Here is a 24,362-nt window from a genome sequence, read left to right on the forward strand (position 1 = left end):
CTTTGTCAGTCCGAGAAACTGCCTTGCAGGTGCTCGGCGCGAAATTCCAGGGTTTGTGGGCGATAGCCGGGGCGCAGCGGCGGGGTGGGCAGGCAGTCATCCCAGGTGGCGCCCGCCTGCAACTCGCCGGGGCCGCGATAGCGTGGGGCGGCGTAGACGTTGTCGGCCAGGTTGACCGTATCGCCCGGTGCGTAGGCGGCCACGCGCCAGCGCAGTTCGGTGAGCGGTACATCGTTGCCGTTGTTGAGGGTCAGTTTGAGCGGGCGGTCGGCGGGGCAGTCTTGCGGCGCGTAGATGATGCGCAGCTCAAGACGCGCCAGTTGTGACGCTTCGCGATTGTCCAGCCATACCACCCAAACCGCGACAACCCCCAGGCCGACGGCAGCGGCCAACGATACCGGCAGCGCCTTGGCCGGGTAGCGCAGCAGCAGGATCAGCCAGGTGATGATCAGGAGAACGCCGAAAAACATGGAGACCACCTCGAATAGGGAACGAGCATCCTAACTTAAGCGTAGGCGGGATTGGTTAGCTTGAGCATTGTGCTGGCCGGGCGCACGCCATCGCAGGCAAGCCAGCTCCCACAGGTTGACCCTATTCCAAGGACGTACCCGGTCAAACTGTGGGAGTGGGCTCGCCCGCGATGACTGACTTACTGAGCACAAGCATCGGCCTGCAAGCCATCAATGCAAGCCATCAATGCAAGCTTCCACCAAAGCCAAGCCAGTTTCCGCCAACTGCAGACTCGTCCAATTCAGGTAGCTCTGGTGTTCGGCCGTCCCCAGGTACCGTTCGTCGTTACTGTCAGAGTTCACAGGTTCTTTATTTTTTAGAACCACTCAGTTTGTTGGACGTAGCGGTGTATCTCTACCTGAGGGAATGCGTGGGCATGGACAACGACTCGAGAATTGACCGTCTGCTCCTTACGTTGGTCAACGAGCCCGAACGGCAAGCGGGCCTGGAAAAAGTCAGCTTCATCACCGCGATGCAGCAAATGGGCATGACGTCGGTGTTCGACATCATCGCCCAACCCAAGCCCCACTTCGTCCAACGCCTGGGTGAGATCTGCGAGGCGGATGGCGAGGAGGCCTATGACAATGCCATGTGCTATGCGGTGCAGATCGGTCGGCTGTACCGTGAACACCAGGTATCCAACGGCAGAACCCAGTACCAGGGCCAGCAGACCGGTGTGCGTGCGCTGGTCGATGTCGGGCCGAGTTTCCCGAACCTGTTCAAGGAAAACTGGGATGAGTTCTGCAAAGTCGGCGCGATGGCGGCGGTCGATTCGCCGGTGGCCTACCTCAGCGCTCAATATCGTTTCGCTACGCGCACCCTGGAAGGCTCCGGCCAGGGTGATCGGCCCAAGATTCTGTTGAGGACTCGGCGGCCCGATCTGGAGGGGTTGATCATTGACCAGCAAAGCACCTTTACCCCTAGACCGATGCTGGAGTTGGTCAATGAGATACTCATGGCCGACATCGTCCGGTACCGGACAGGAAAGCCGGATGCCAACAAGCCGATTTACGACGTGCTGGCCGAGCGGCGCTATCCGTTCATGTTTCCGTATTACTACCCTCACCACCAATGCCGATTAGGGCTGGCCGAAAAGAAGCTTGAGTTGGGGGAGTTGAACTACCGTATCAGCTTGCAGTTGCCCATCAGCCAACGGGGCTTGAACGATTATGGCGCGGTGCAGAACACTGCAGCGCAAGCGCAACTGTTGATGTCGGGGTTAAGCCCACAGCAACAGCAACTGTTGATCGAACCTTCAATGTTCACCACGTTTTATCTATCGAAGGCTGAGCTGACGGCGGCCTGGGGAGGGCCGGGGACTTCTCATCTGAGTCCGCATTCGGCTATCAGGATTGCTTTACTGATATCCCCACAGTCAAGCCTGAAGTCTGTTGTGCCTCAGGCAGAAACCTTAGTCAACAAAGGGGATTTGACGAGCACGGCAACGATTGAATTCTCGGGGTCTGACGATGCTAAACGAGAGGGTCTTTTCTGGATTAATTCTGGGACGCCGTTATATGCGAACACGGCTAATATATGGACGCCTAATTATCTTCACCCCGCGAATACCTCAACAATCTGCACAGTTATCCGCTGGGGGGGAGAAGAACCGTTTCCGATCGAACCGGGCTATCGAGCCTCATTTACTGTCACCACCACCACGGGCACTACCACTAGGCCAGTTTCACTGGCGGTACTCAGCTTCACCATTGTCCTGGATGAGTACGTGACATGGACGGCCGAGCAGCAGGAGTTTTTTCAGCGCAGTTACGGTCTCCAAGGTATTGGCCACCTTGACAACCCACTGGTGCAGCTCGAGACGTTCATGCAACGTTCGGAGCTGGATGCCGAGCAGGTCGAGGCGCTTTTATCCCAGCGTCAGCATTTCCCCCGCGTGTCTCCCAATTGCCCCAGCGGCAACCCACAATGGACGGGGGGCGCGGGAGTCGGCAAGGCATACCCGCACGCCTCTCACTATGGCGCGTGTTATGTCAACGGCCATGGCAGTGAGCGTTATGACAGTGTTGTGCCTGCTACCGTTGTCTCGACGCGTGCGGACCAGTTCGACAATTCCATGGGCCTCAAGGAAACCACGCTCGGTAGCCGCACGGTCTGGTACCTGACTAAAACGTCCCCTCAACGGTTTGACCGCTTGCAACGCATGATTCGTCTGCAGCGCTGGCTGAAAAAAGACCTGGGTATGGACATGTCCTATGCCGAACTGGACACGCTGCTCATCTGCGCCATCCGCAGCGAGGGTGAACACAACCTGACCATGGACCTGAACACCAATACCCTGCGGGTCCTGGGTGTTTATCGTTATTTCAGCCGACGTTATGGCATCAAGCCCGAAGAATTTGCGGCGTTCCTCCACGATCTCACGCCTTACGCCACGGGTGACAAGGTGCCGCTGTTTGACCACGTCTTTAACCCTGCTGCGCTGTTCGATACGCCGTTGGAACTCAATAGAGCCGCCTTTAATATCAGTGGGACAGACGCTGCGAACAAAAAAATCGTCGCACAACTCTGTGCCGCGCTCGGCCTTGAGCCTACAGAGTCATCGCTTTCTCGCTTGGCCAACCAAACGAAGGATTTTGTTGGGCCGTTACTCCGCGACCTTGGCACCCTGTCCTCTCTCTACCGTCAGGCGCGTATTCCGCAAATGTTTGGCTTGTCGCCGGAGGAAGGCTGGGGCTTGGTGGATATGCTGGGGGGGCTGGAGTACCAGCGATTACTCTGTACCGGGCGCCTGCTGCAACCCTCATTGTCGTCCCTCAGGCCATGGTCGTTGACTGCGCAGGGCGCCAGCGATATGAGCATCAGGCTGGTGCTGGTGGTTGATGCCGCGCATGAAGGTACCTTATTGCGTCTGCTACCAGGTTCAGCCTTGTTTGTGCTGGCGGGGACCGACTTTGCATCAGCAACTGGCACGCGGGTGTTTACCCTGGAGCGGCAGCCCCAGCATTCAGACGAAGAAAACTTCGTGCGCAATCCTGACGGCAGCGCGCTTACGCTTGAACCGTTGAGCGCTGGTGGGACGTTGTCGCTCAGCGGCAAGCGCCTTTCAAGGACAGCTTGGGAGGTAATAACCAGCCAACTGTCTTCAATTCACCACCTGCAAGTAAAGTGCGGCTCGCTGCCTAAAAGACACCTACCGACCGTAGAGGCTTGGGAAGAGGATGCGATGGCGCCCGCGCCTGACGTTCTCGATGTGTTGATGCAGATGGATTGGGCCGTGAATTGGCTCAAGGACAGCAAGCAAAGTGTTACCGGGGTACGCCGCGCGTTGGGCCTGGAGCCTGGAGATTACCTGCCCCCCCAAGGCTTGGTGGACCGCTTGGGCATATTGACCGCCGCGACGCGAGAGGTATTGATTACCGATGAGCAGATCTCGGCGCTGAATCTGCCTGTTTATGAACGACCCAAGTCCGCAGCCGCACGAGAGCCTATCAAATGGCGCGAAGTGCTGCAGTATTTGCTGGACCCGCAGGGGCTCGTGAGGCCTGTTCCGCTCACAGGTCTCGAAGACCCCCATCAGTACTTGCAAGAAGCGATTAACTATCGAGTGGGGCAGTTGAACCTATTCCCTGATGAACGTGAGCAGAGCGTGGCGAAGCTTGTCGGCTTGTTACTGGCCGGGCATGACCGCCAACTGCGGCTGATCGAAGGTTTGGCACAAGAAATGATCAACCTGCCGATGGACCGCACCCAAGTTGTACTGCGTTGGGCACAGACCTCGGTACACGCCCTGTTGTCAGCGGTGTTGGGGCTAGCTACTGCAGCCGCCACTGACTCATTGATCAATCAACTCGAGCGTGTATTGCGTCATGGGACAGTGGTGATGGACCTGCGGTTGAGCACCAGTGCCTTGCGTGTGTTTTTGCTTAATCCGCAATGGCTGGGAGTTCCGGGTAGAAATCTGGAGTTGAACCTCAAGAGCTTCTACCTGCTGAGCCGCTACAGTCAGTGGTTTCATGGCCAAAGCCAGGCGGAGGAGGCATTGCTGGGTTATTTCATCGCGGCCAACCCCGGAAAAACAGCGCTCAAAAACAAAACATTGCGCGCTGCAGTCAGCGACCAGGCCGCTTCCGTTTTGGCCAGGCTGTTGGGGTGGAGGCAGGACGACGTGCATGAGCTTTTCCAATTGCTGGCGCAAAAGCGCGCCTGCTCCATGGCCGACATCGACTGGATCCTGCGCAGCCAAGCCACCTGTGCCGCCAGCGGCCTGTCTGCGGCGGACTTGCTCAGGGCCACAGCCCTGCACGGCGACAGTACGGGGGTGGCCTGGCAAGCGGTAGGCAATGCCGTCATGGCTGCCCGGCGCTGAGCGCCTGCGCGTTTTTACGATGAATAAGGAGCGAGCATGTCCAGCTCAATCGATAGCCAGCTCAACGAAACCCTGCGCGATGCCCTGGTGGCCTACTATCTGGATGAGGTGGTACCGAACGCAGCGGAGTTTGTCGACGCCCAGTTGAGCGACAAAATCAAGACCGCCAACGACCTCTACCAATACAAGCTGCTGGATGTGCAGGTCAGCCAGGCCGTGCCCACCAGCCCGGTGGCCTCGGCCATCGCCAGTATTCAGCAATACATCAATGCCGCGCTGATGGGCATGGAGCCGGGCTATGAAACCAAGGTGATGGAAGAGCACCTGATAAGGCAGTGGCGCGAGATCGACTGCCAGTACCCCATCTGGGCGGCCAACCAGCAGTTGAGCTATTACCCGGAGCTGTATATCGACCCCTCGTTGCGCTTGAGCAAATCAACGTATTTCCAACAACTGGAAAACGACCTCAATCAGAACAAGATCGAGATCGACACCACTCAGGAAGCGGTGCTGTCTTATCTGGCGAGCTTTGAGGAAGTGGCCAACCTGACGATTATCAATGGTTACATCAATACCACCGATTTCAAGAATGGCATGTATTACTTTATCGGCAAGTCCCGGGCCGAGAGTGTGTACTACTGGCGCTCGGTGGATATGTCCCAGCGTACTTACGTGAACCTCAACGGCACGGATCCCAACCGGCCAAAGTTCGATTATCCGCAGCCGGGGGCGTGGTCGGACTGGCACAAGGCTGACTTGCCGATTTCGGCCAGTGCCATTGAGCGTACAATAAGGCCGGTGTTGTTCAATAACCGCTTGTTTGTATTTTGGGTGGAATGTGTGGATAACAACCCTGCTCAGATGACGGTTGAAGAAGGTTATCTCCCAGGTGGTACCCCCACGCCGCCTGATCCGGGCTCACCGGTAATCAAGATACACAGTAACCCGATGTTGCGCTTGAACATGGTTTATAAAAAATTCGACGATAGCTGGAGTGTGCCGCAAACCGTCATTGAAGCCTGGAGTAAGTCGCCGTTATTGCGCACCGAGAATCTATCGGGCTTGCTTGATAGTATTGCGGTGGAAGACAGCGGCGGTTCATCGGATTTGATGTTGGTAGCCATGTATGCAGGTTATACGCCAGGTGCGGCGAATGACGGAATAAATGATGCGTACGCCTTTTTGAAAGTGGCGCATATTGATAAGAACTTTAATGTAATGCCTCTATTTCCTGCGCAAGGGTATGTACCAAGCATTGAGGTGACACCAGGGGGCAAAAAAGTTCATGTGTTACAGGTGGCACGAATGTTCGCGTTGGATAACAAGGAGCGACTTCAGTTTGTAGTGCCGGCATTTAGCGTGGCATTGAAAAGCGTTGAGACGTTTACGCCAAATCAGAATTTGGATGCTTGGAACTTTCAGGGTGGGCAGGTCAATATCAAGGCGCCGCGTGTGGATGTAGAGGTAAGGTATGACCCGGGTTCTAAAAGAGTGTACTTCGACTCTGGACTGTCAGGCTCGTTTACTAGCATGGGTGATACATGCATTGTAGATTTTCGCTTTAATGGGGGTACTTGTAAATTCACTTTTGTTTTATCCGCTGACCTACCGGTATTGGGGCGGTGTAGGCTAATTGGGGGGTCGAGAATAGACGTATTGGAGGACGTACCGGGGATGTGGGCCGGAGGGGGGACGGATATATTTAACTATGGAAGATACACTGGGGGTAGCAACGTTATTTACACGGATTTTTTGGTGGATTCGTTCGAGGACTCTGGGTGCACTCTTCCGCCGATTGGTGCGGGTGGGTCCGCATCTTTGGAAGGGAAACTTGTGAGATTGGACGTTGTGCGATGTCTTGGAGAAAACTTTTCGGTAGAGTTCTTTGATATTATGAGGGACGTGATAATTTTTGATATGCCTATTGTAAGGAGTGATAGTTTTACACCTCTTGTTTTTCAGCACGTTATTTTACGGCCGCTCAATTTAAATGACCCTGAAGCGGCTAATCCCGGTGCGGCTTGGCTTAATTTCTCCTCCGGTCTTTCAGTCAGAAACCCACCCGATACCTTCTCAGCCTCTATGCTAATTGATATTGAAACACTGTTGCCCAGTTGGCCCGGCACATGGCCAGCAAGTTCGAAGAAAATCCCGCTGATTCATGGCATCAAGATGTTCCAGGGCAACAAGAATGTCGGGCATGCATTGAGGCTTACTTTTGTCGAATTGCAACGTGTCGCTGCTATCAATACGTCACTTGTTGCCCCTCGCATCAACACCTGTGCCAACCCAACCCTGGGGGTCGCCGAATTTATCGATTTCACCGGCTCCGACATCAAACAAAACGATGCCGGCAACTCCCCACGCCAACCCATCCGCATGAATACCCTGTTTGCGCGTGAGTTGATCAATCGCGCCAATATCGCCCTGGAAAACCTGCTGTCCTGGGATACTCAGCTCCTTGAAGAGCCCCCTCTCAATCCACCAGCGGCCATTAACCAGATGGATTTTCACGGTGCCAACGGCTTGTATTTCTGGGAGTTGTTCCTGCACCTGCCTTTCATGGTCAGCCACCGTCTGAACCAGGAGCAAAACTTCGAAGGCGCCGAACAGTGGCTGGGCTTTATCTTCGACCCTTCGCGCAAAAAAGACGAGAAGGGCCGTCCGGCCTACTGGAACGTACGGCCTTTGATGGATGACCCGGTAGAAATGGACTACGTGTCGCGCAAACCCGCCGACCCGGACGGTATTGCCAGTAGTCATCCGGTGCGCTATCGCAAGGCGATCTACATGTTCTACATCAAGAACCTGCTGGACCGGGGTGACGCCGCCTACCGGCAACTGACCCCCGACAGCCTCGTAGCGGCCAAGCTGTGGTACGTGCGCGTGCTTGACCTGCTGGGGCCGCGCCCTGATATCAACGTGGTGGACCATTGGCAACCGATCCCCCTGAAAACCCTGAGCGACGCCACCAACTCAAAATTGCGCGAGTTCGAACAGCGCCTGATCCGGCAGGACCAACTACGCGAAGAGAGTGCCGCGGCCAACGATGGCGAGTCGCTCTACCACTTCGCCGAACCGCCGCTGTACCTGCGCACTTTCGCGCCCGACCCTACCCTGCTTGATCTGGATAACAGATACCTGCGCTTGCCCTTCAACCGTGAGTTGGTCCAGAACTGGGATACCGCCGAGGCGCGCCTGGACAACCTGCGTAACAACCGTACGCTGGACGGCAAGCCGCTGATGCTGCCCTTGTTTGCTGCCCCCTTGAACCCGCGCGATCTGCTGGCGGCGTTCGGTCAGGGCGCGGCCTCCGGTGGTGCCGCGCGGTTGTTGGCCCAGGAGGTGCCACCTTATCGCTACAGTGTGATGCACAACCGTGCCAGCAGTGCTGTGGAAACCCTGATCCAATTTGGCAATACGTTGTTGTCATTGATCGAGCGCAAGGAACAGGCGCAACTGCAGGAGCTGCAATACCACCAGGCTTGGGAGTTCGCCCAATTTGCGGTGGACCTTCAGCAGCAGGCACAAAAGATCGACCTTGAGCAGAAAAAAGCGCTGGAGGCGAGTAAGGCACTGGCTCAGGGACGCCTGGATTTCTACCGTAAGTTGGCCGATGAAGTGGTGAATGCCGGTGAAAAAGCTGCTGCAGCGCTGCACTTGGAAGGGCGGGTGTTGGACAACATCAGTCAGGTGGCCAATGCCGTTGGCAGTGGCCTGAAGGCCCCCCCCAATTCGGCTGGCGGCGGCGGCGGGGCTCACGCGGGTTTGACTAATGGTGCCGTTGCCGTAGCGTCCTCCGGGGGATGGCGCCTGGAGGGCGTCGCCGAAATGGTCAGTGCCTATTCTTCAGCCAGGGCCGCGATGCTCCATACCATTGCGGAGGCGACGGACCGCGCTGAAAACTTCCGCCGTCGCCACCAGGAATGGATGCAAGCCGGTGACCAAGCCACGCTGGAAATTGCCCAGATCGAGGCACAAATGCAGGTGCTTGAAGCTCAGGCCCGCGCCACCACTCTGCAATTGAATCAGGCCCGCGCCGCCCAGGATCAGGCGTTGGCCAGCTATGATTTTCTGCGTACCCGTTTCAGCAATGCGCAACTCTATCAATGGCTCAACGGCCAGTTCGCGACCTTCTATTACCAGGCCTACGATGCCACCTTGGCGCTGTGCCTGGCCGCTGAAGCCTGTTGGCAATTTGAACTCGCCGACTTCAGCACGCGCTTTATCCAGGCGGGCGTCTGGAAGGACAGCTACCGGGGCTTGAGCGCCGGCGAGGCGTTGAAGTTGTCCTTATTGAAAATGGACTCGGCGTACCTGAGTCGCAATGAACGACGGTTGGAGATCACCAAGACGGTGTCCCTGCGCCAACTCAAGGACAAGGATCCGACCTCCGCCATCAATCAGGACTGGGACACCATCAAGCTTGGCCTGATAGACAACTGCCGCGTCGATTTCCAGCTGACGCAGCCCATGTTCGACAGCAATTACCCTGGGCATAGCGTGCGCCGGATCAAACGTATCAGCGTGTCGTTGCCTGTGGTCCTGGGGCCCTACGAAGACATTCACGCCACCTTGACCCAAACCTACAGTGCCGTGCAGATAGGCGACACCCTCAAGGAAAACCTGCGGGCCAGCCAGCAAATCGTTTTGTCTGGCGGGGTGGATGACGATGGGCTGTTCACTTTCAGTTTCGATGATGAGCGTTATTTGCCCTTTGAGGGTACGGGCGCTATTTCAGGCTGGGCGTTGGAATTCACCTCTACTGACGTTGCGGCGCGAAACCGTCTGTTCGAATCGCTGACCGACATCATCCTGAAGCTGCATTACACGGCCAAGGCTGGCTAGGAGCAAGCATGGTGAACCATGACGAGTCGCTGCAAATCGCCGCGCCGTCCCTGCCCAAGGGCGGTGGCGCCATCCAGAGTATCGGCAATGGCCTGGGACCGGTCGGTATCAGCGGTAGTGCATCGTTCGAGTTGCCCTTGCCAATCTCCCCCGGGCGGGGTTTTGCCCCGGACCTGACGCTGGCTTACAGCAGCACCAACGGCAACAGCTCGTTCGGAATAGGCTGGGGCAAGACGCCCAATGCGATCACTCGACGAACGTCCACAGGGGTGCCGGCGTATACCGATGAAGACGTGATCCTGGGGCCGGATGGGGAACCCTGGATGCCGGAGCGCAACCCGAGGACGGGTACAGAGGTTTCAAGGGTCGAGACGGCCTATAACGGCTTGCCGGTGGGGCCTTACACCGTTGTACGCTACTGGCCTCGCACCGAAGGCGCATTTGCACTGATCGAGCATTGGTCCGATACCGACGACCCGGGGGGGTTCTGGCTGATTCACAGCGCGGACGGCAATCTGCACCTGTACGGCAAAACCGCTGCTTCACGACGTGCCGACCCGGATGTCGATGCGCGTGTGGGGGAGTGGCTGCTCGAAGAAAGCCTCAACCCGCGTGGCGAGCACATTGTCTACCATTATCAGGCCGACGATCACGCAGGTGCCCAGCGTTACTTGAGCAAGGTGCTTTACGGCAATGCGCTCGCCGATGACCAGCTGTATGCGTGGCGCGTTGAGGCTGGGCAAGGTGTGCTATGGCATTTTCATCTGGTGTTCGACCATGGTGAACGTCCTATTGCCCTCATGACCGCTCCCCCTTATGAGGCCACCCAGGCATGGCCTGGACGCAGCGATCCGTTCTCCAGCTATGCCTATGGTTTTGAGCTCAGGACGCGGCAACTGTGTCGGCAGGTGCTGATGTTCCACTACTTTCCCGATGAGCCAGACATGGGGCCGGCGCCCGTGCTGGTGCGCCGACTACTGCTTGAATATCGGCCATCGCCACTGGGTTATAGCCTGCTGCATGCTGCCCATGAACAAGCCATTGACCGGGCGGGGAAGGTACAGAGTCGGCCACCGTTGGAGTTCATCTATAACGCGTTCGAGCTCGCACCGGATCCACGGCGCTATCAGCCATTTGAAACAATGCCGGGTCTTGACGACGGTCAGCGTTATAAATTTGTCGACCTGTACGGCGAAGGTTTTCCGGGCATTTTGTATTCTGACGATAAAGCCTGTTACTACCGCGCACCTATGCGGGCCGAGGCGGCGAGCCACCCCGACGAAGTGGCCTATGACGATTGGCATGAGTTGCCAGAGATTCCGATAGCCGACCGCCTGCAGGCACCCCGACAGTTTTTAAGCGACCTCACTGGTGATGGCTGCCTTGAATGGGTCGTAGCCCAGCCTGGGCTGTGTGGTTTTTTTACCTGCAACCCGGACCGCAGTTGGTCGAGCTTCGCGACCGCGGATGCCTTCCCTCACGAGTTTTTCCATCCTCAGGGGCAATTGGCCAATCTGATGGGGGGCGGCTTGTCTGACTTGGCGATGATCGGCCCGCGCAGCGTACGTTTGTATGCCAACCAGCGGCAAGCGGGGTTTGCCCCCGCCACCCAGGTTAAGCGCAAGGAAGGCGAGGATGATCTGCCGTTGATCAGTAACGCCGCCACCGAGTTGGTCGCCTTCAGTGACGTGCTCGGCAGCGGCCAGCAGCATCTGATCCGCATCCGCCACGACCGGCTTGAATGCTGGCCCAACCTGGGGCGAGGCCGCTTTGGTAAAGGGTTCAGGTTCAGCACGCTGGGTTTTGCTTATGACGAGTTCGATGCATCGCGGGTCTTGCTCGCGGATCTGGACGGCTCCGGTGCCGCAGACCTGATCTACTTGAAAGCCGAGTGCGCGCTGGTGTTCATGAACCGTTGTGGCAACGGCTTTGACGACGCCGTCGAGCTTCCTTGGCCCAAAGACGTTCGCTATGACAGATTTTGCCAGGTGAGTACCGCTGACCTGCAAGGGCTGGGCTGCTCCAGTCTGGTGTTGACGGTGCCGCATATGTCGCCCATGCATTGGCGGTATGACTTTGTCGCAGCCAAACCCTATTTGTTATGTGCAACCCATAACAACCAGGGCGCCGCCGCGAGCGTGAAATATCGCAGTTCGGCCCAGGAGTGGCTGGATGAAAAGCAGCAATTGCTCGCGAGCAATCAACCGGCCGTGTGTCGTTTACCTTTCCCCGTGCCGGTGGTGAGTGAGCAGGTTCAATGTGACGAAATCACGGGTAATCGGCTGACGCAACGGTTCGAATATCGAAAAGGCTTTTACGACGGACAGGTACGAACGTTCCGAGGTTTTGCCCTGCTCCTGGCGACTGATACCGACGCTGCTGCCGAGGCATCACCGGAGTCGGGTTTCAGTGAGCCGGTATTGCGCAAGACCTGGTTTCATGTCGGACAGGTGATCGACCCAGCGTGCGATGAGTATTTCAACGGTGATCGGGCTGCTCACCCCTTGGGAGCAACCTTGCTTAGCCATTATCACGAAGCCGACGGTGTCGATGAACTTGTCGTACCCCAGGCCGATGAGTTGCCTGGCATGCTCCAAGCACTGGCAGGCCAGGTATTGCGTGTGGAAACCTATGGAGGGCGCAACGCAGGTGACGTCCCCTATAGCGTCGAGCAAAACCGCTACCTGGTACGCGTGCTGGATCGGCCAGTAGGCGGTCAATTCGCACCTTACAAGGTGATGCTGGCGTTATCGTTGGAGTCGATCGCCTACCAGTACGAGCAACAGGTCGATGACCCGCAGTGCCAGCACGGGATCAACCTGCGCTGGGATGCCTTTGGCAGCCTGACCCATGGCGTCAGGGTCAGTTATGCCCGGCGCCTGACGGCCCAGGATGATCCGGCCTGCCAGATGGACCCGAATGAAATCACACCGCAGAAACGCTGGTGGTGTGATGCCCATGATTCGGCGCAGCAGGTTTACTACCTGAGTGAAAGCCTGGCGCGGTTTATTCACCTGACACACCCACAGGGCTGGCGCCTGGCCCTGCCTTTTCAGCAACGTGACAACGCGCTGGTGCTGGGTAAGGGCTCTGGTCCCAACGGCTTGCAACCCGACGCGATCAGCTATGAAGCCTTTATCGCGCAAACCGCCGCAAACCCCTTGAATCCCCAAGCTCAGCGAACACTGGTGGGGCAGTCGGTGCAGCGCTACCGGGACTTGTCCGGGGTTCACCCCTTACCGGATGGAGAGGCCATGTTCCTGGCCTTGGCCGATGAGCTGGAAATTGCCGAGCTGGATGAGGCCGCGCTCAAGGCGTACGACTTGCTGCGCAATGACGAGGGTGAAATGCCGTTTGACCTGGAGCAAAAACTCCTGGAGGTCGGGTACCACAAAATGCGCCTGGTTCTGCCGTCTATCGACGGGGCGCAAGCGCCATTGTGGTCGGTCAAGCGCGGTTTCAATACCTACGCCGGCCTCGCGGGTTTCTATAACGTCATCACCGTGCAGCAAACCCGCAGTCATGGTGTGACCCATCTGAGTTACGACCCCTATGGCTGCCTGAATACTCGGGTACGCCTACCTGACGGCTGTGAGACGCGTGTGGATTCGATTGACTATCGCTTGCTGCAACCGGCGCGCATTATCGACCCCAATCAAAACACTCAGGAGGTGCTTTACGGGGCATTCGGCCAGGTGATCGCCACCAGTTTTTTCGGCACCGAACGTGGTCAACCCGTGGGCTTTGCGTCGCTCGATGACTACCGTCCTCCACTCGGCGGCACACCTGGCCAAATCATTGATGCACCGGCCGCGGCGTTGCAGGATGCCGCCACTGCGCACTTTGCCGACCCGTTCAGTTGGATGGGCCGAGTGCCTGACGCCGACCTGCAGGATCGCCAATGGCTGGACGAATGCGTAGCGCAGGGCGACCTGCTACCCAGCGGGCATATTCGTGTGTCGGCCCGTTTGCTCTCGCCATCCGATGCATTGACGCCCGCGCGACAACGCCTGTTGAGCTTGATCCCTCAGGTGCGCCGCGAGCCTGTTCACGCCGTTACCTTGCAGGCTGATCGCTACCCGCTTGATCCGGAAAAACAAATCCGCGTCGCCTTGAGCTGTTGGGACGGTTTCGGTCGCGCCTTGCAGAGCAAGCAAAAGGTCGAGCGAGGTTATGCCTACCATGTACAGGAAGATGGCTCGTTGGCGCTTGACGGCAATTGTCGGCCGGTGACGGTACAGGATGTTGAGCGCTGGCGGGTCAGCGAGCGGGTCGAGTACAACAACAAGGGGCTGATTGTGCGCATCTACAGGCCCTATTTTGCCGATCATCATCGCTACATCAACGATGTCAGCTTCAGGCAACACGGTTACAGCGACCGACAATTCTATGACCCGTTGGGCCGTCCTACTCGTACCGTCCTCGCCAAGGAGGACTACCTGCGGCGTCATACCTACTGGCCTTGGTACAGCATTTACGAGGATGAAAACGACACCTATGAAGAGGTGATGGCGATGAAAGAGGCCCGGGGGAAGACATTGCAATGACCGCCCTTGCGCTGCACCGGCAGACCCCAGGCCTGAGTGTGAGCGACCCTCGCGGGCTGACGGTGCGCACGGTGCGCTATTGGCGTGAGAGTGGGCGGGAGCAGGCGCAGGCAAGGAGCAGTCGTAGTGGCTTCGACGGTGCGGGCCGAGTCGTGGCCGAGTGGGACCCGCGTTTGGTGGAGCGGGCCAACCTGACGCAGGTTTACTCGCTCGGCAGCAAGGTACTGGGCTCCCACAGCGTTGATGCAGGATGGCGTGTCAGCCTGTTCACGCAGGCGGCTGAACAGGTGCAAGCGTGGGACGCTCGCGGTAATGAGCGACAGGTTGAATACGATAGTTTGCTAAGGCCTGTGGCGGTGTTCGAGCAAGCTGCGTGCGTCGAACGTCATCACTACGCCGATGCGTCGCCGCACTATGCCGCGCACAACCAATGCGGCCAGTTGATCCGCCACGACACCCCGGCTGGAACGCAGCATTTCAATGAGTTCGGCTTGACCGGCGCGGTGCTGGAACAGCATCAACACTTTCTGCAAAGCCTGGATATGCCCGATTGGCCACTGCCCCTTGATGAGAGAGATGATTTGCTTGAACAAGCAGCCGGTGCTCGCAGCGCTTTGCTGCTCAACCCGTTGGGCGATGTGCTGGAGCAAACCGATGCGCGGGGCAATCGGCAGCGTTTCACTCACACCATCGACGGCCGATTGCGCGAGGCCTGGCTGCAGCTGAAAAACGCGACCGCCGCGCAGCGGCTGGTACATGACATTCACTACAACGCTCAAGGACAGATAGAACAGCAAACGGCAGGCAACCAGGTCACCAGTCGGTTTGATTACTGCCCGAAAGACGGGCGATTGAACCGTCTGAGCGCTGCCGGGCCTAGCGACGAACCGCTACAGGATTTGCACTACGTCTATGACCCGGTGGGCAATATCCTTAGCCTTGAAGACAAGGCCCTGCCGGTGCGCTTCTTTGCCAACCAACGCATCGAGCCGATCAACCGCTATACCTACGACAGTCTTTACCAGTTGATCGAAGCCACCGGCTGGGAGGCCGGCAGCGCTAATCGCGGGCCTGCTCATCTCGAGGATCCGGCTGCCGTGGCTAACTATCGTCAAACCTATCGCTACGACGCTGGCGGCAATTTGCTCGAGCTGATCCACCACGGCCCACAGCAACATGGGCGTGTGTTGACGGCGGCCAAGCACAGTAATCGCTGCCTGCCCGAGGTGGGCGGGAGGCCACCGACCGAAGCGGAGATCTCCGAAGGCTTCGATGCCAGCGGCAACCTGTTGATGTTGGACCGGGGCCGAAAACTGAGTTGGGATGTACGTAATCAACTGAGCCACGTGCATACCGTAGAGCGAACGTTGTGCCTGGATGACACCGAGCGCTACGTCTACGGTGCCGACGGCATGCGTCAGCGCAAGGTGCGCACGACGCAAACCAACGCCCGCACGGTGATCAGCGAGACGTGCTATTTACCCGGTCTGGAAACCCGCACGATTGATGACGAAAAACTGTATGTCGTCACTGTTCAGGCCGGCCGCACCACGGTGCAGGTGTTGCACTGGGAGGGCGCGGTGCCGCGTCAACTGGCCAATGATCAATACCGCTACAACCTGAACGATCATTTGGGGTCCTGCTCGCTGGAGCTGGACAGTGAAGCGCGGATCATCAGCCGCGAGACTTATCATCCGTTTGGCAGTACGGCGTTCACTGAGAGGGGAGACTCGAGCGAGCAGAGTTATCGCACGTTGCGTTATTCGGGTAAGGAGCGGGATGCGACCGGCCTTTATTATTACGGTCTGCGCTATTACATGCCCAGGTTTCAGCGCTGGATTAACCCGGACCCCGTGGGTGTCAGTGATGGTTTAAATGTATTCGCCTTTCTAGGCGGTAATCCCATTGGTTATCGAGACGCTGTGGGTGAGAAGCGCGAGCCGGTGAATAAAGATATCCACTTGATATGGGTGGGCGAGTCAGCGGAAGCGTTGGCGGCGCATGTCAGCAATATTAATAATACTGTCGAGCAGGCGAGCGGGTATAAAGTTCATCTTTATCTTGAGTCAGGTAACGAGGATGCATTTGCGAATGTCCTACAGGATCTTAAAGTTCATAATGTTGTCTATTTGAGAGAGGAGAAACTCTTCAGGAAATTCAAAAAAAGTCCAGTGGGGGCTATTTATAAAGACTTCAGGTCGGGAGATCCAAAAAACTTTGCGTTTGCGGTGGATACGCTACGGCCCTATTTGGTTCGCAAGAAAGGAGGGCTCTACTCCGATGTCGATGACCAGTATCTCGGTGCTGAGAGTGAAGGGCACAAGCGCCTGGGCGATACGACGCTTTATGCAAGACCCGACGAAATAATCACAAACTCACCTGTTTGGGTGCCTTGGGAAAATAGGGGCTCCAGAAATGCGGTGCTGATAAACAATAGCTCGTTTGCCGCGCATGCTGGAAACAAAACACTGAAGCATATCGAGAAAGAAATGGTCGTGCGTTATAAAGAAGTTGTTAAGTCTGAAGAGTATACGGATAGTCACGGTCGCATCGGAGCCGGGATACTCGAGTTGGAAACACCTGAGCGAATAAAGTTGATGAGTTCGATGGTGGGTCCAAAGGTGTTTAGCTCGATCATAAGAGAATATGATAGTGAGGCCAATGATATCGTTCGTCAGGCTATATTGGTCGAGTCGGGAGGCGACGTTCAGGGCTTTAATGATCGTAGAAATGAAAAGATGCCGCTTAGACGCTTCATTAAGGTAGGTAGTGCAAACTCTTGGAAATAAAATCCCCATGAGCGCTATTAACCACGAACTTCGAACGGAGATGGCCGGTGTGAAATGAATTTTATGTCGGCAATCCTCAAGTAGAGAGACTCAGCCATGCTCAGCTTGAATAGCCATACCCCCACATTGACTGTTACCGATCCGAGAAGTCTACCCGTTCGCTCGGTGAAGTATTTACGATCGACTGCCGGCCAAGCGGCACAGGCACACATCGACCGCACTGCGCATGACGCGGTAGGCAGAGCGACAGCGCGCTGGGACCCGCGTCTGCAGTCGGTGCAAAAAGACGACCCGCAGGTGCCTGCCAACCTGAATATCCTTCACTCGCTTGGCGGCCAAGTATTGTTGATTCAAAGCGTCGATGCGGGTTGGGATGTTCAACTGTTCGGTGAGGCTGGGCAGGGTGTGCAGTTCTGGAATGGGCGCGGTAGTCAACGCCGCGTAGTATTCGATGCGCTACTGCGACCTGTGGCGATTATTGAAAATTCAGCCTGCACCGAGCGCTTTGCATACGGGATGGCTGAGCCGACTGCGGCTGAACGTAATCAATGTGGGCGGGTGGTGCGCCAAGATGACCCGGCCGGTACTCGTCATTTCGACTACTACGGGGTAGCTGGCGAGCCGATAGCGCAAACCCAGCGTTATCTGCAAAGCCTGGATATGCCTGATTGGCCACTGCCCCTTGATGAGAGAGATGATTTGCTTGAACAAGCAGCCGGTGCTCGCAGCGCTTTGCTGCTCAACCCGTTGGGCGATGTGCTGGAGCAAACCGATGCGCGGGGCAATCGGCAGCGTTTCACTCACACCATCGACGGCCGATTGCGCGAGGCCTGGCTGCAGCTGAAAAACGCGACCGCCGCGCAGCGGCTGGTACATGACATTCACTACAACGCTCAAGGACAGATAGAACAGCAAACGGCAGGCAACCAGGTCACCAGTCGGTTTGATTACTGCCCGAAAGACGGGCGATTGAACCGTCTGAGCGCTGCCGGGCCTAGCGACGAACCGCTACAGGATTTGCACTACGTCTATGACCCGGTGGGCAATATCCTTAGCCTTGAAGACAAGGCACTGCCGGTGCGCTTCTTTGCCAACCAACGCATCGAGCCGATCAACCGCTATACCTACGACAGTCTTTACCAGTTGATCGAAGCCACCGGCTGGGAGGCCGGCAGCGCTAATCGCGGGCCTGCTCATCTCGAGGATCCGGCTGCCGTGGCTAACTATCGTCAAACCTATCGCTACGACGCTGGCGGCAATTTGCTCGAGCTGATCCACCACGGCCCACAGCAACATGGGCGTGTGTTGACGGCGGCCAAGCACAGTAATCGCTGCCTGCCTGAGGTGGAGGGGAGACCACCGACCGAAGCGGAGATCTCCGAAGGCTTCGATGCCAACGGCAACCTGTTGGTGTTGGATCGGGGCCGCACACTCAATTGGGATGTACGTAATCAACTGAGCCACGTGCATACCGTAGAGCGAACGTTGTGCCTGGATGACACCGAGCGCTATGTCTACGGTGCCGACGGCATGCGCCAGCGCAAGGTGCGCACGACGCAAACCAACGCCCGCACCTTGGTCAGTGAGACCCGATATCTACCAGGGCTGGAAACGCGCGATGGGGATGGCGAGAAACTGCACGTCGTCACCGTCCAGGCCGGCCGCACCACGGTGCAGGTGTTGCATTGGGAAGGCGCGGCGCCGCAGCAACTGGCGAATGATCAATACCGTTACACCCTTAGCGATCATCTGGGCTCTTGTTCGCTGGAACTGGACAGTGAAGCGCGGATCATCAGTCGCGAGACGTATCATCCGTTTGGTACGACGGCCTTCACGCAGAAGGGTGATTCGAGCGAAGAGAGTTATCGCACGTTGCGTTATTCGGGCAAGGAGCGGGATGCGACGGGGCTCTACTACTATGGGTTCAGGTACTACGTGCCGTGGTTACAGCGATGGAGTAATCCCGACCCTGCAGGTGAAGTGGATGGGCTTAATCGCTATGAGATGGTGCGCAATAACCCAGTGACGTTCACAGATATCCTTGGGCTTTCACCCACCGTGTGGTTTACCTATGTTGATGGTCAAGAGCGGGCGTTAAGTGATAATGAACTGAGAGCTGCGTTTAGCGATGGGACACCTAAGATCATATTCTCGGGGGATGGCCACGCCAGTCCCTCATTTGCTTACGCCTCGGATATACCTGATGTAATGGCTGCAAACAGAAACGGTGCGCTAAGTTTGTATGTGGAAGCCACTCCAACTGACGCAGCCATTAAGGTTGAAAAATTCATTCCTGAATTTATCGACAAAAATAAAAGCGCGGTGATTGGGTGGGAACCAGAAGAACTCTCGACTTCGATGCTAGAGCTCTTTATCATCGCGATGGATCATTCTGAGTCGAGTGTAATCTCGTCGGGCGCGGTTTTGGATGATGTCGAGATGCTTGGAGCGAAAGTTACCAGCCAGTTATTTATGCAGGCTGAAGAGTTAGCCAAGGAGTTTTCATTGGTTATTTCAGACTTTACAAAGCCGGAAGGTTATCCCGAGAGTACCGTTGAGCGATTAAGAACTATCACCTCGTCGGTTTGGAGGGATGAATTCATTAACCCGTATCTGGCGGAAAAAGTCGGGGTTGAGGCGAGTGCAAATAATGACCGTACATTTATGGTTTCAGTAGGGTTTGCCCATCTGGATGTTCGCTACAATCCGGTTCAGCAGATATTGAACGAAATAAGAGAGACTCATGGCTTTCAACAACGAATCTTTTTTAATCGATCCAACAACCCTATAGTAGTTAAAGCAGAGCAATAATTTTTAATCAGTAATGGGTGTTTACACTCAGTAAAAGCGGTCCCGCCACTAGCGATGGATCAGTGGTGTGCTGTCTGCCGACATCATGAGCCCACAAAGTTTTTCCGTAATCTATGGGGGCCGTCAAGCTGTGAAAAGGGCTCCCGAAGAAGACTGAACAGGCACCGCAAAGCCCAAATAAAAAGCCCCCACCCAACCCACTCATAGCTGACATGGATCTTCTGAAAAAGAAGGGATCCTATGAATCTCTGAGGCCGTCAAACCTCATCACGAATGCGTCATGGTAGGCGCAAGGATCGGCAAGATGAGGGCAAGGGTCAACGTAGGTCATTGCACCCGACGATGTGGGAACCGGTTTGAATAACTTGCCACACAGTTTGCGCAAGGAGGCTTGGTTGATCAACGACGGAACCCAACGTTGCACTTATACAATGTGAGTTTTTTATGAATATTTCAGACGCCGCTGTAAGCCTGTCCACCCCTCTCAGCGTGTCCGCACCAGCGGAGGCCTCCAGCCAGGCAGGACACGTGCAAGCGAGTGCCGCCCCCCTCGAATCGCGCTCGGGGCCGCGTATGCAAAGTATGGGGCTTACGAGCTTGCGGCAAACTGTGCTGCAAGGCCTCGGCGATACAATTCGTTCGCATGTTTTGCCATCCTCAGTACTTCATAGCACCGACAGTTCGAAAGACAAAGCCTATGGGGCCGCGTTGACGTTCGTTGGCGGGATGGCGAAGGTGGCCGGCAAGAAGATGGCAAGCTCAGGTGGCCTTTCCTCGAAAGTCGCAGGTTCGGCGCTGATGTGGGGGGGTAAAGCGGCGGAGAAAATCGGCAAGAACACGTATAAAAATGCTGAACCCAAGGAGGACGGCAATTACAACGCGTTTGCACCGCGTAACTGGGTTCGTTAAAAACAGGCCTGACACCCTGCGAGGGGCTGTCTGTCTGTTTTGATGGTCATTGAACCGAAAAGCCCCCACCCAACCCACTGCGGATAGGGGACGCAATGGGCTGGGCGAGGGCTTCTTGTACGACTGTTTTACTGCGCGATAGTTTTCACCGATACGCCACGCTCAATCGGCGTCGAGCGGCCGTAGATATCTTCGAAGCGTTCGATGTCGTCCTCGCCCAGGTAACTGCCCGATTGCACTTCGATGATCTCCAACGGGATCTTGCCCGGGTTGCGCAGGCGGTGCACCGAGGCGATCGGGATGTAGGTGGACTGGTTTTCGCAGAGCAGGAACACGTTGTCGTCACAGGTGACTTCGGCGGTGCCGCTGACCACGATCCAGTGTTCGGCGCGGTGGTGGTGCATCTGCAGCGACAGGCACGCGCCCGGCTTGACCGAGATGTGCTTGACCTGGAAGCGTCCGCCCATGTCCACCGAGTCATAAGAGCCCCAAGGACGGTAGACTTCGCAGTGGTTCTGGGTTTCGCTGCGGCCTTGTTCGTTGAGGGTGTTGACCATCTGCTTGACGCCCTGGACCTTGTCCTTGTGGGCAATCATCATCGCGTCCTTGGTTTCCACCACCACGATGTTGTCCAGGCCGATCACCGACACCAGTTTGCCGTTGCCATGCACCATGCAGTTGCGGCTGTCCTGGATCACTACATCGCCTTTGCTCACGTTACCGTTGGCGTCTTTATCGTTGACCGCCCACAGCGAAGCCCAGCAGCCCACGTCGCTCCAACCGGCTGCCAGCGGGACTACGCAGGCGCGCTGGGTTTTTTCCATCACGGCGTAGTCGATGGAGTTGTCCGGGCAGCACGCGAACGTGGAGTCGTCAAAGGTCACGGTGTCGGCGGTCTGCTCGCTGCGTTCCAGGGTCAGCACGCAGGTGTCATAGATATCCGGGTCGTGCTTTTTCAGCTCTTCGAGGAAGCGGCTGGCGCGGAACAGGAACATGCCGCTGTTCCAGAAGTAGCCACCGCTTTTGACGAACTCGATTGCACGTTTTTCATCGGGTTTCTCCACGAACTGCTGCACGCGGCTCACGCCTTCAGGCAGCAGCGAGTCGTTGGTGGACTTGATGTAGCCGTAGCCGGTTTCCGGGCGGGTGGCCGGCACGCCGAACAGCACCATCTCGCCACGCTCGGCGGCCACGGTGGCCAGGGCCAGTGCGCGTTGCAGGGCTTTCTGGTCGTCGATCACGTGGTCGGCGGGCAGTACCAGCATCAGCTCGTCACGGCCTTCGTTGACCAGCATCATCGCGGTCAGGGCCACGGCTGGCGCGGTGTTGCGGCCAAAGGGTTCCATCAGGATGCGCTGGCATTCGAGCTTGCGCGCGCTCAGTTGCTCGTTGACGATGAAACGGTGGTCCTTGTTGCAGACCACGATGGGGGCGTCCATACCTTCGAACACCAGGCGCTCCAGGGTTTGCTGGAACAAGGTGTGCTCGCCAGTCAGGGCCAGGAACTGCTTGGGGAACTGTTTACGGGAAAGCGGCCAAAGACGTGAGCCGCTACCACCGGAAAGGATTACTGGGATCATGGGTGTTTCTCCTTGAATCAGTTTGGGTCAGAGCTACGAAGGTTTGTCGTTTCACTCTTGTTTTTGTCTCGGTCCTGAGTTGAACCCCGGTCAGTGTGGGAGCTGGCTTGCCTGCGATGGCGCCTACAAGACCGCCATCGCAGGCAAGCCAGCTCCCACAAGGGGGCGTGTCAACTCAGGGAAATAATCAGCGGGTCGACACTGGGCGTTTCACCCACACTGGCGACAGGCTCGAGCCCGAACCGGTGACATACAGCACCGCCGCTTCACCGCGTTCCAACGCAACCGGCTTCACATCGCCGACTTTCTTGTCACCGTCATACAACGCCAGGCTCACTTTCACCGGGTTGATCTCACGTTCGCCACGGCCCTTGGCAGCCACCGACTTGACTACATCGGTCTTGCCATCGGCGGTTTTCAGGGTCAGAGCCTTGTCGCTGAGGTTCTGCACGCGCACCAGGGATTTCTGCTTGTTCTTGAACGGGGGTTCTTCAATCAACTGCGGCTGGCCGCTGCCACTGTTGACCAGGGTGTAGTAGTGGTCGGCAGCCAGCTTGACCGGCAGGGTCTGGCTGCCGACCTTGGCGCTGTAGTCACCGCCCGGCATGAAGCTGAAGTCGCTGCTGGCCAGTGGCGCAACGTCGCTGAGGTTGGTGCTGCCGACGGTGGCGCTGACTTCCTGGTTGCTGGCGTTGTAGATACGCACAAAGCTGGAGCCTTTTGGTGCCGTCGGGCCATACAGGGCGGCGTCACCGGCAGCGAAGGCCGACAGGGATACGAAGCTCAAGCCCGCTGCGATAGCCAGGGTTTTAGCGAGACGACGAGGAGTAGTAGTGAAAGTCATTGTGAGTTACCTCTCTTTCAGTTTTGCGCCCGGTCGGGCGTCTCGGATTTAGATGTATTGATTGCCAGGTTCTGTTGGCGCGAGCCGGCTTGTTTAAGCTGCGCAACCCAGGCTGGGTCGGCATCACCGATTTCGTTGTTGACGGGCAGATAGCGTTCGGGGAATTCCCAGATCAGCACCTGGGGCGGGCTGTTCTTGAAGTCATCACTTTTGAGGTAGCTGAGCATCGGCAGGATCGGGCCATGGCCGTCTTCGGCGTAGCTGACCACGTCGCTGTGCAAGGCTTGCTTGAGCGCACCGACGAAGTTCCAGTTGGGGTTGGCGCTGTAGCTGGTGCCGACCAGTGCCACCGGGGTTTCGCTGTCGCTGAACAGCGCGTCATCACCTTTCTCTTCGGCCAGGTGGGTGACACGCTTTTCCAGCGGCTCTTTAGGTGGCATCAGGTTTTCGAACAGCGGGTCCAGGGGCAGGAACAAACGCAGGTCGCCTTTATGCGGCTCGGTTTTCTCGGCCTCGGTGACAAAGCGCTGCGGCTCGCCACTGAGTGGGGTCTTGTCGGCAATCGCCTTGGCCAATTGCTTGGCAGCAATTTCTGCACCGTCCGGCGTCCAGTGGGTATCGGTACGCAGGAACACCTGCTTGCCGGCGAGCTTGGCCTGTTGCAGCGGGCCGAGCAGGTCTGGCGCCGGGATGTTGTCTGCCGCCACGCGGGCGTGGAAGTCCTGGTACAGGTTGGCGTGGATGCTCGCCGGTTGCACTTCACCCAGGTGTTCCGGATACAGGCGCACCTTGGCCGGCACGATCGCCATCACCAGTTGGATGCCCTGGGCCTTGAGCTTCTGGCGTACGCCTTCGACCAGCGCGTAGTTGCCTTGCAGGTTCTGGTCTTCGTTGACGGCGGGGTTGAATTCCTCGTCGCTGTACAACCAGTGATCACGGCCCAGCACCACGCCAGGGCGGCCTTCATTGAACAGCTTGTAGTCCAGCGCTGCCCACAGGTTGGTGCCCAGGCGCTTGATCGGGAACTCGTCGTCGTAGTGAGTCTCGACGGCTTTGGTCCAGCGACCGTTGAGCACGGTGGCATCCGCGTTGGTGCTGAAGCCGAAGAAACTGCGCAGCGACCAGGCGCCCAGTGCCAGCAACAGCACCAGGAACAGGCTTATGTAGAGGACGCGTAATGAACGGGTCATGGTCGGC

Annotated in this window: 10 protein-coding genes; 6 read left to right on the forward strand and 4 right to left on the reverse strand. The window is 57.2% G+C overall.

Annotated elements, in window-relative coordinates; translation table 11 throughout:
* Positions 1-5 precede the first annotated feature (5 nt).
* Complete coding sequence (locus CLM72_RS05300) at positions 6-470, reverse strand: multidrug transporter (RefSeq protein WP_105225818.1); 465 nt, start codon at positions 468-470, stop codon at positions 6-8.
* A 416-nt stretch (positions 471-886) separates the two neighbouring features.
* Here CLM72_RS05300 and CLM72_RS05305 point away from each other — a divergent pair, with 416 nt between their 5' ends.
* The 6 genes from CLM72_RS05305 to CLM72_RS05330 all read left to right on the forward strand — a co-directional run bounded on the left by CLM72_RS05305 (position 887) and on the right by CLM72_RS05330 (position 20,741).
* The gene (locus CLM72_RS05305; RefSeq protein WP_105225819.1) at positions 887-4,837 is read left to right on the forward strand and encodes a Tc toxin subunit A; all 3,951 of its coding nucleotides are present in this window, start codon (positions 887-889) and stop codon (positions 4,835-4,837) included.
* Positions 4,838-4,873: 36 nt separating this feature from the next.
* Positions 4,874-9,685, forward strand: coding sequence for a neuraminidase-like domain-containing protein (locus CLM72_RS05310; RefSeq protein ID WP_105225820.1), 4,812 nt, complete (start codon positions 4,874-4,876; stop codon positions 9,683-9,685).
* 8 nt (positions 9,686-9,693) lie between these two features.
* Entirely contained in the window at positions 9,694-14,232 is a 4,539-nt protein-coding gene (locus tag CLM72_RS05315; protein ID WP_256595284.1) for a SpvB/TcaC N-terminal domain-containing protein, read from the forward strand.
* Complete coding sequence (locus CLM72_RS05320; RefSeq protein WP_105225821.1) at positions 14,229-17,021, forward strand: RHS repeat-associated core domain-containing protein; 2,793 nt, start codon at positions 14,229-14,231, stop codon at positions 17,019-17,021. The genes CLM72_RS05315 and CLM72_RS05320 overlap by 4 nt, the downstream gene beginning before the upstream one ends.
* A 276-nt stretch (positions 17,022-17,297) precedes the next feature.
* Entirely contained in the window at positions 17,298-19,832 is a 2,535-nt protein-coding gene (locus tag CLM72_RS05325) for an RHS repeat domain-containing protein (protein WP_181155734.1), read from the forward strand.
* Positions 19,833-20,276: 444 nt separating this feature from the next.
* Positions 20,277-20,741 carry a hypothetical protein gene (locus tag CLM72_RS05330; RefSeq protein WP_105225823.1) on the forward strand — a complete coding sequence of 155 codons (465 nt, stop codon included), beginning with the start codon at positions 20,277-20,279 and terminating at the stop codon, positions 20,739-20,741.
* A 128-nt stretch (positions 20,742-20,869) separates the two neighbouring features.
* Here the strand turns inward: CLM72_RS05330 and CLM72_RS05335 are convergent, their stop codons facing one another.
* The 3 genes from CLM72_RS05335 to CLM72_RS05345 form a co-directional block, all read right to left on the reverse strand.
* Complete coding sequence (locus CLM72_RS05335; RefSeq protein ID WP_105225824.1) at positions 20,870-22,321, reverse strand: mannose-1-phosphate guanylyltransferase/mannose-6-phosphate isomerase; 1,452 nt, start codon at positions 22,319-22,321, stop codon at positions 20,870-20,872.
* A 187-nt stretch (positions 22,322-22,508) separates the two neighbouring features.
* Positions 22,509-23,165 carry an alginate O-acetyltransferase AlgF gene (locus tag CLM72_RS05340; protein WP_032893493.1) on the reverse strand — a complete coding sequence of 219 codons (657 nt, stop codon included), beginning with the start codon at positions 23,163-23,165 and terminating at the stop codon, positions 22,509-22,511.
* Positions 23,166-23,182: 17 nt separating this feature from the next.
* Positions 23,183-24,355, reverse strand: a complete 1,173-nt coding sequence (locus CLM72_RS05345; RefSeq protein ID WP_105225825.1) for an alginate O-acetyltransferase — start codon at positions 24,353-24,355, stop codon at positions 23,183-23,185.
* Positions 24,356-24,362 lie beyond the last annotated feature (7 nt).

Origin of the sequence: Pseudomonas sp. MYb193, from assembly GCF_002966775.1 — a bacterium.
Lineage (GTDB): Bacteria > Pseudomonadota > Gammaproteobacteria > Pseudomonadales > Pseudomonadaceae > Aquipseudomonas > Aquipseudomonas paracarnis.

Excerpts from the sequence above, each read along its gene's own strand:
- CLM72_RS05320 (WP_105225821.1), top strand. The coding sequence starts at position 14,229 with ATGACCGCCCTTGCGCTGCACCGGCAGACCCCAGGCCTGAGTGTGAGC.
- CLM72_RS05330 (WP_105225823.1), top strand. The coding sequence starts at position 20,277 with ATGAATATTTCAGACGCCGCTGTAAGCCTGTCCACCCCTCTCAGCGTG.
- CLM72_RS05315 (WP_256595284.1), top strand. The coding sequence starts at position 9,694 with ATGGTGAACCATGACGAGTCGCTGCAAATCGCCGCGCCGTCCCTGCCC.
- CLM72_RS05305 (WP_105225819.1), top strand. The coding sequence starts at position 887 with ATGGACAACGACTCGAGAATTGACCGTCTGCTCCTTACGTTGGTCAAC.
- CLM72_RS05340 (WP_032893493.1), bottom strand. The coding sequence starts at position 23,165 with ATGACTTTCACTACTACTCCTCGTCGTCTCGCTAAAACCCTGGCTATC.
- CLM72_RS05310 (WP_105225820.1), top strand. The coding sequence starts at position 4,874 with ATGTCCAGCTCAATCGATAGCCAGCTCAACGAAACCCTGCGCGATGCC.
- CLM72_RS05345 (WP_105225825.1), bottom strand. The coding sequence starts at position 24,355 with ATGACCCGTTCATTACGCGTCCTCTACATAAGCCTGTTCCTGGTGCTG.
- CLM72_RS05300 (WP_105225818.1), bottom strand. The coding sequence starts at position 470 with ATGTTTTTCGGCGTTCTCCTGATCATCACCTGGCTGATCCTGCTGCTG.
- CLM72_RS05335 (WP_105225824.1), bottom strand. The coding sequence starts at position 22,321 with ATGATCCCAGTAATCCTTTCCGGTGGTAGCGGCTCACGTCTTTGGCCG.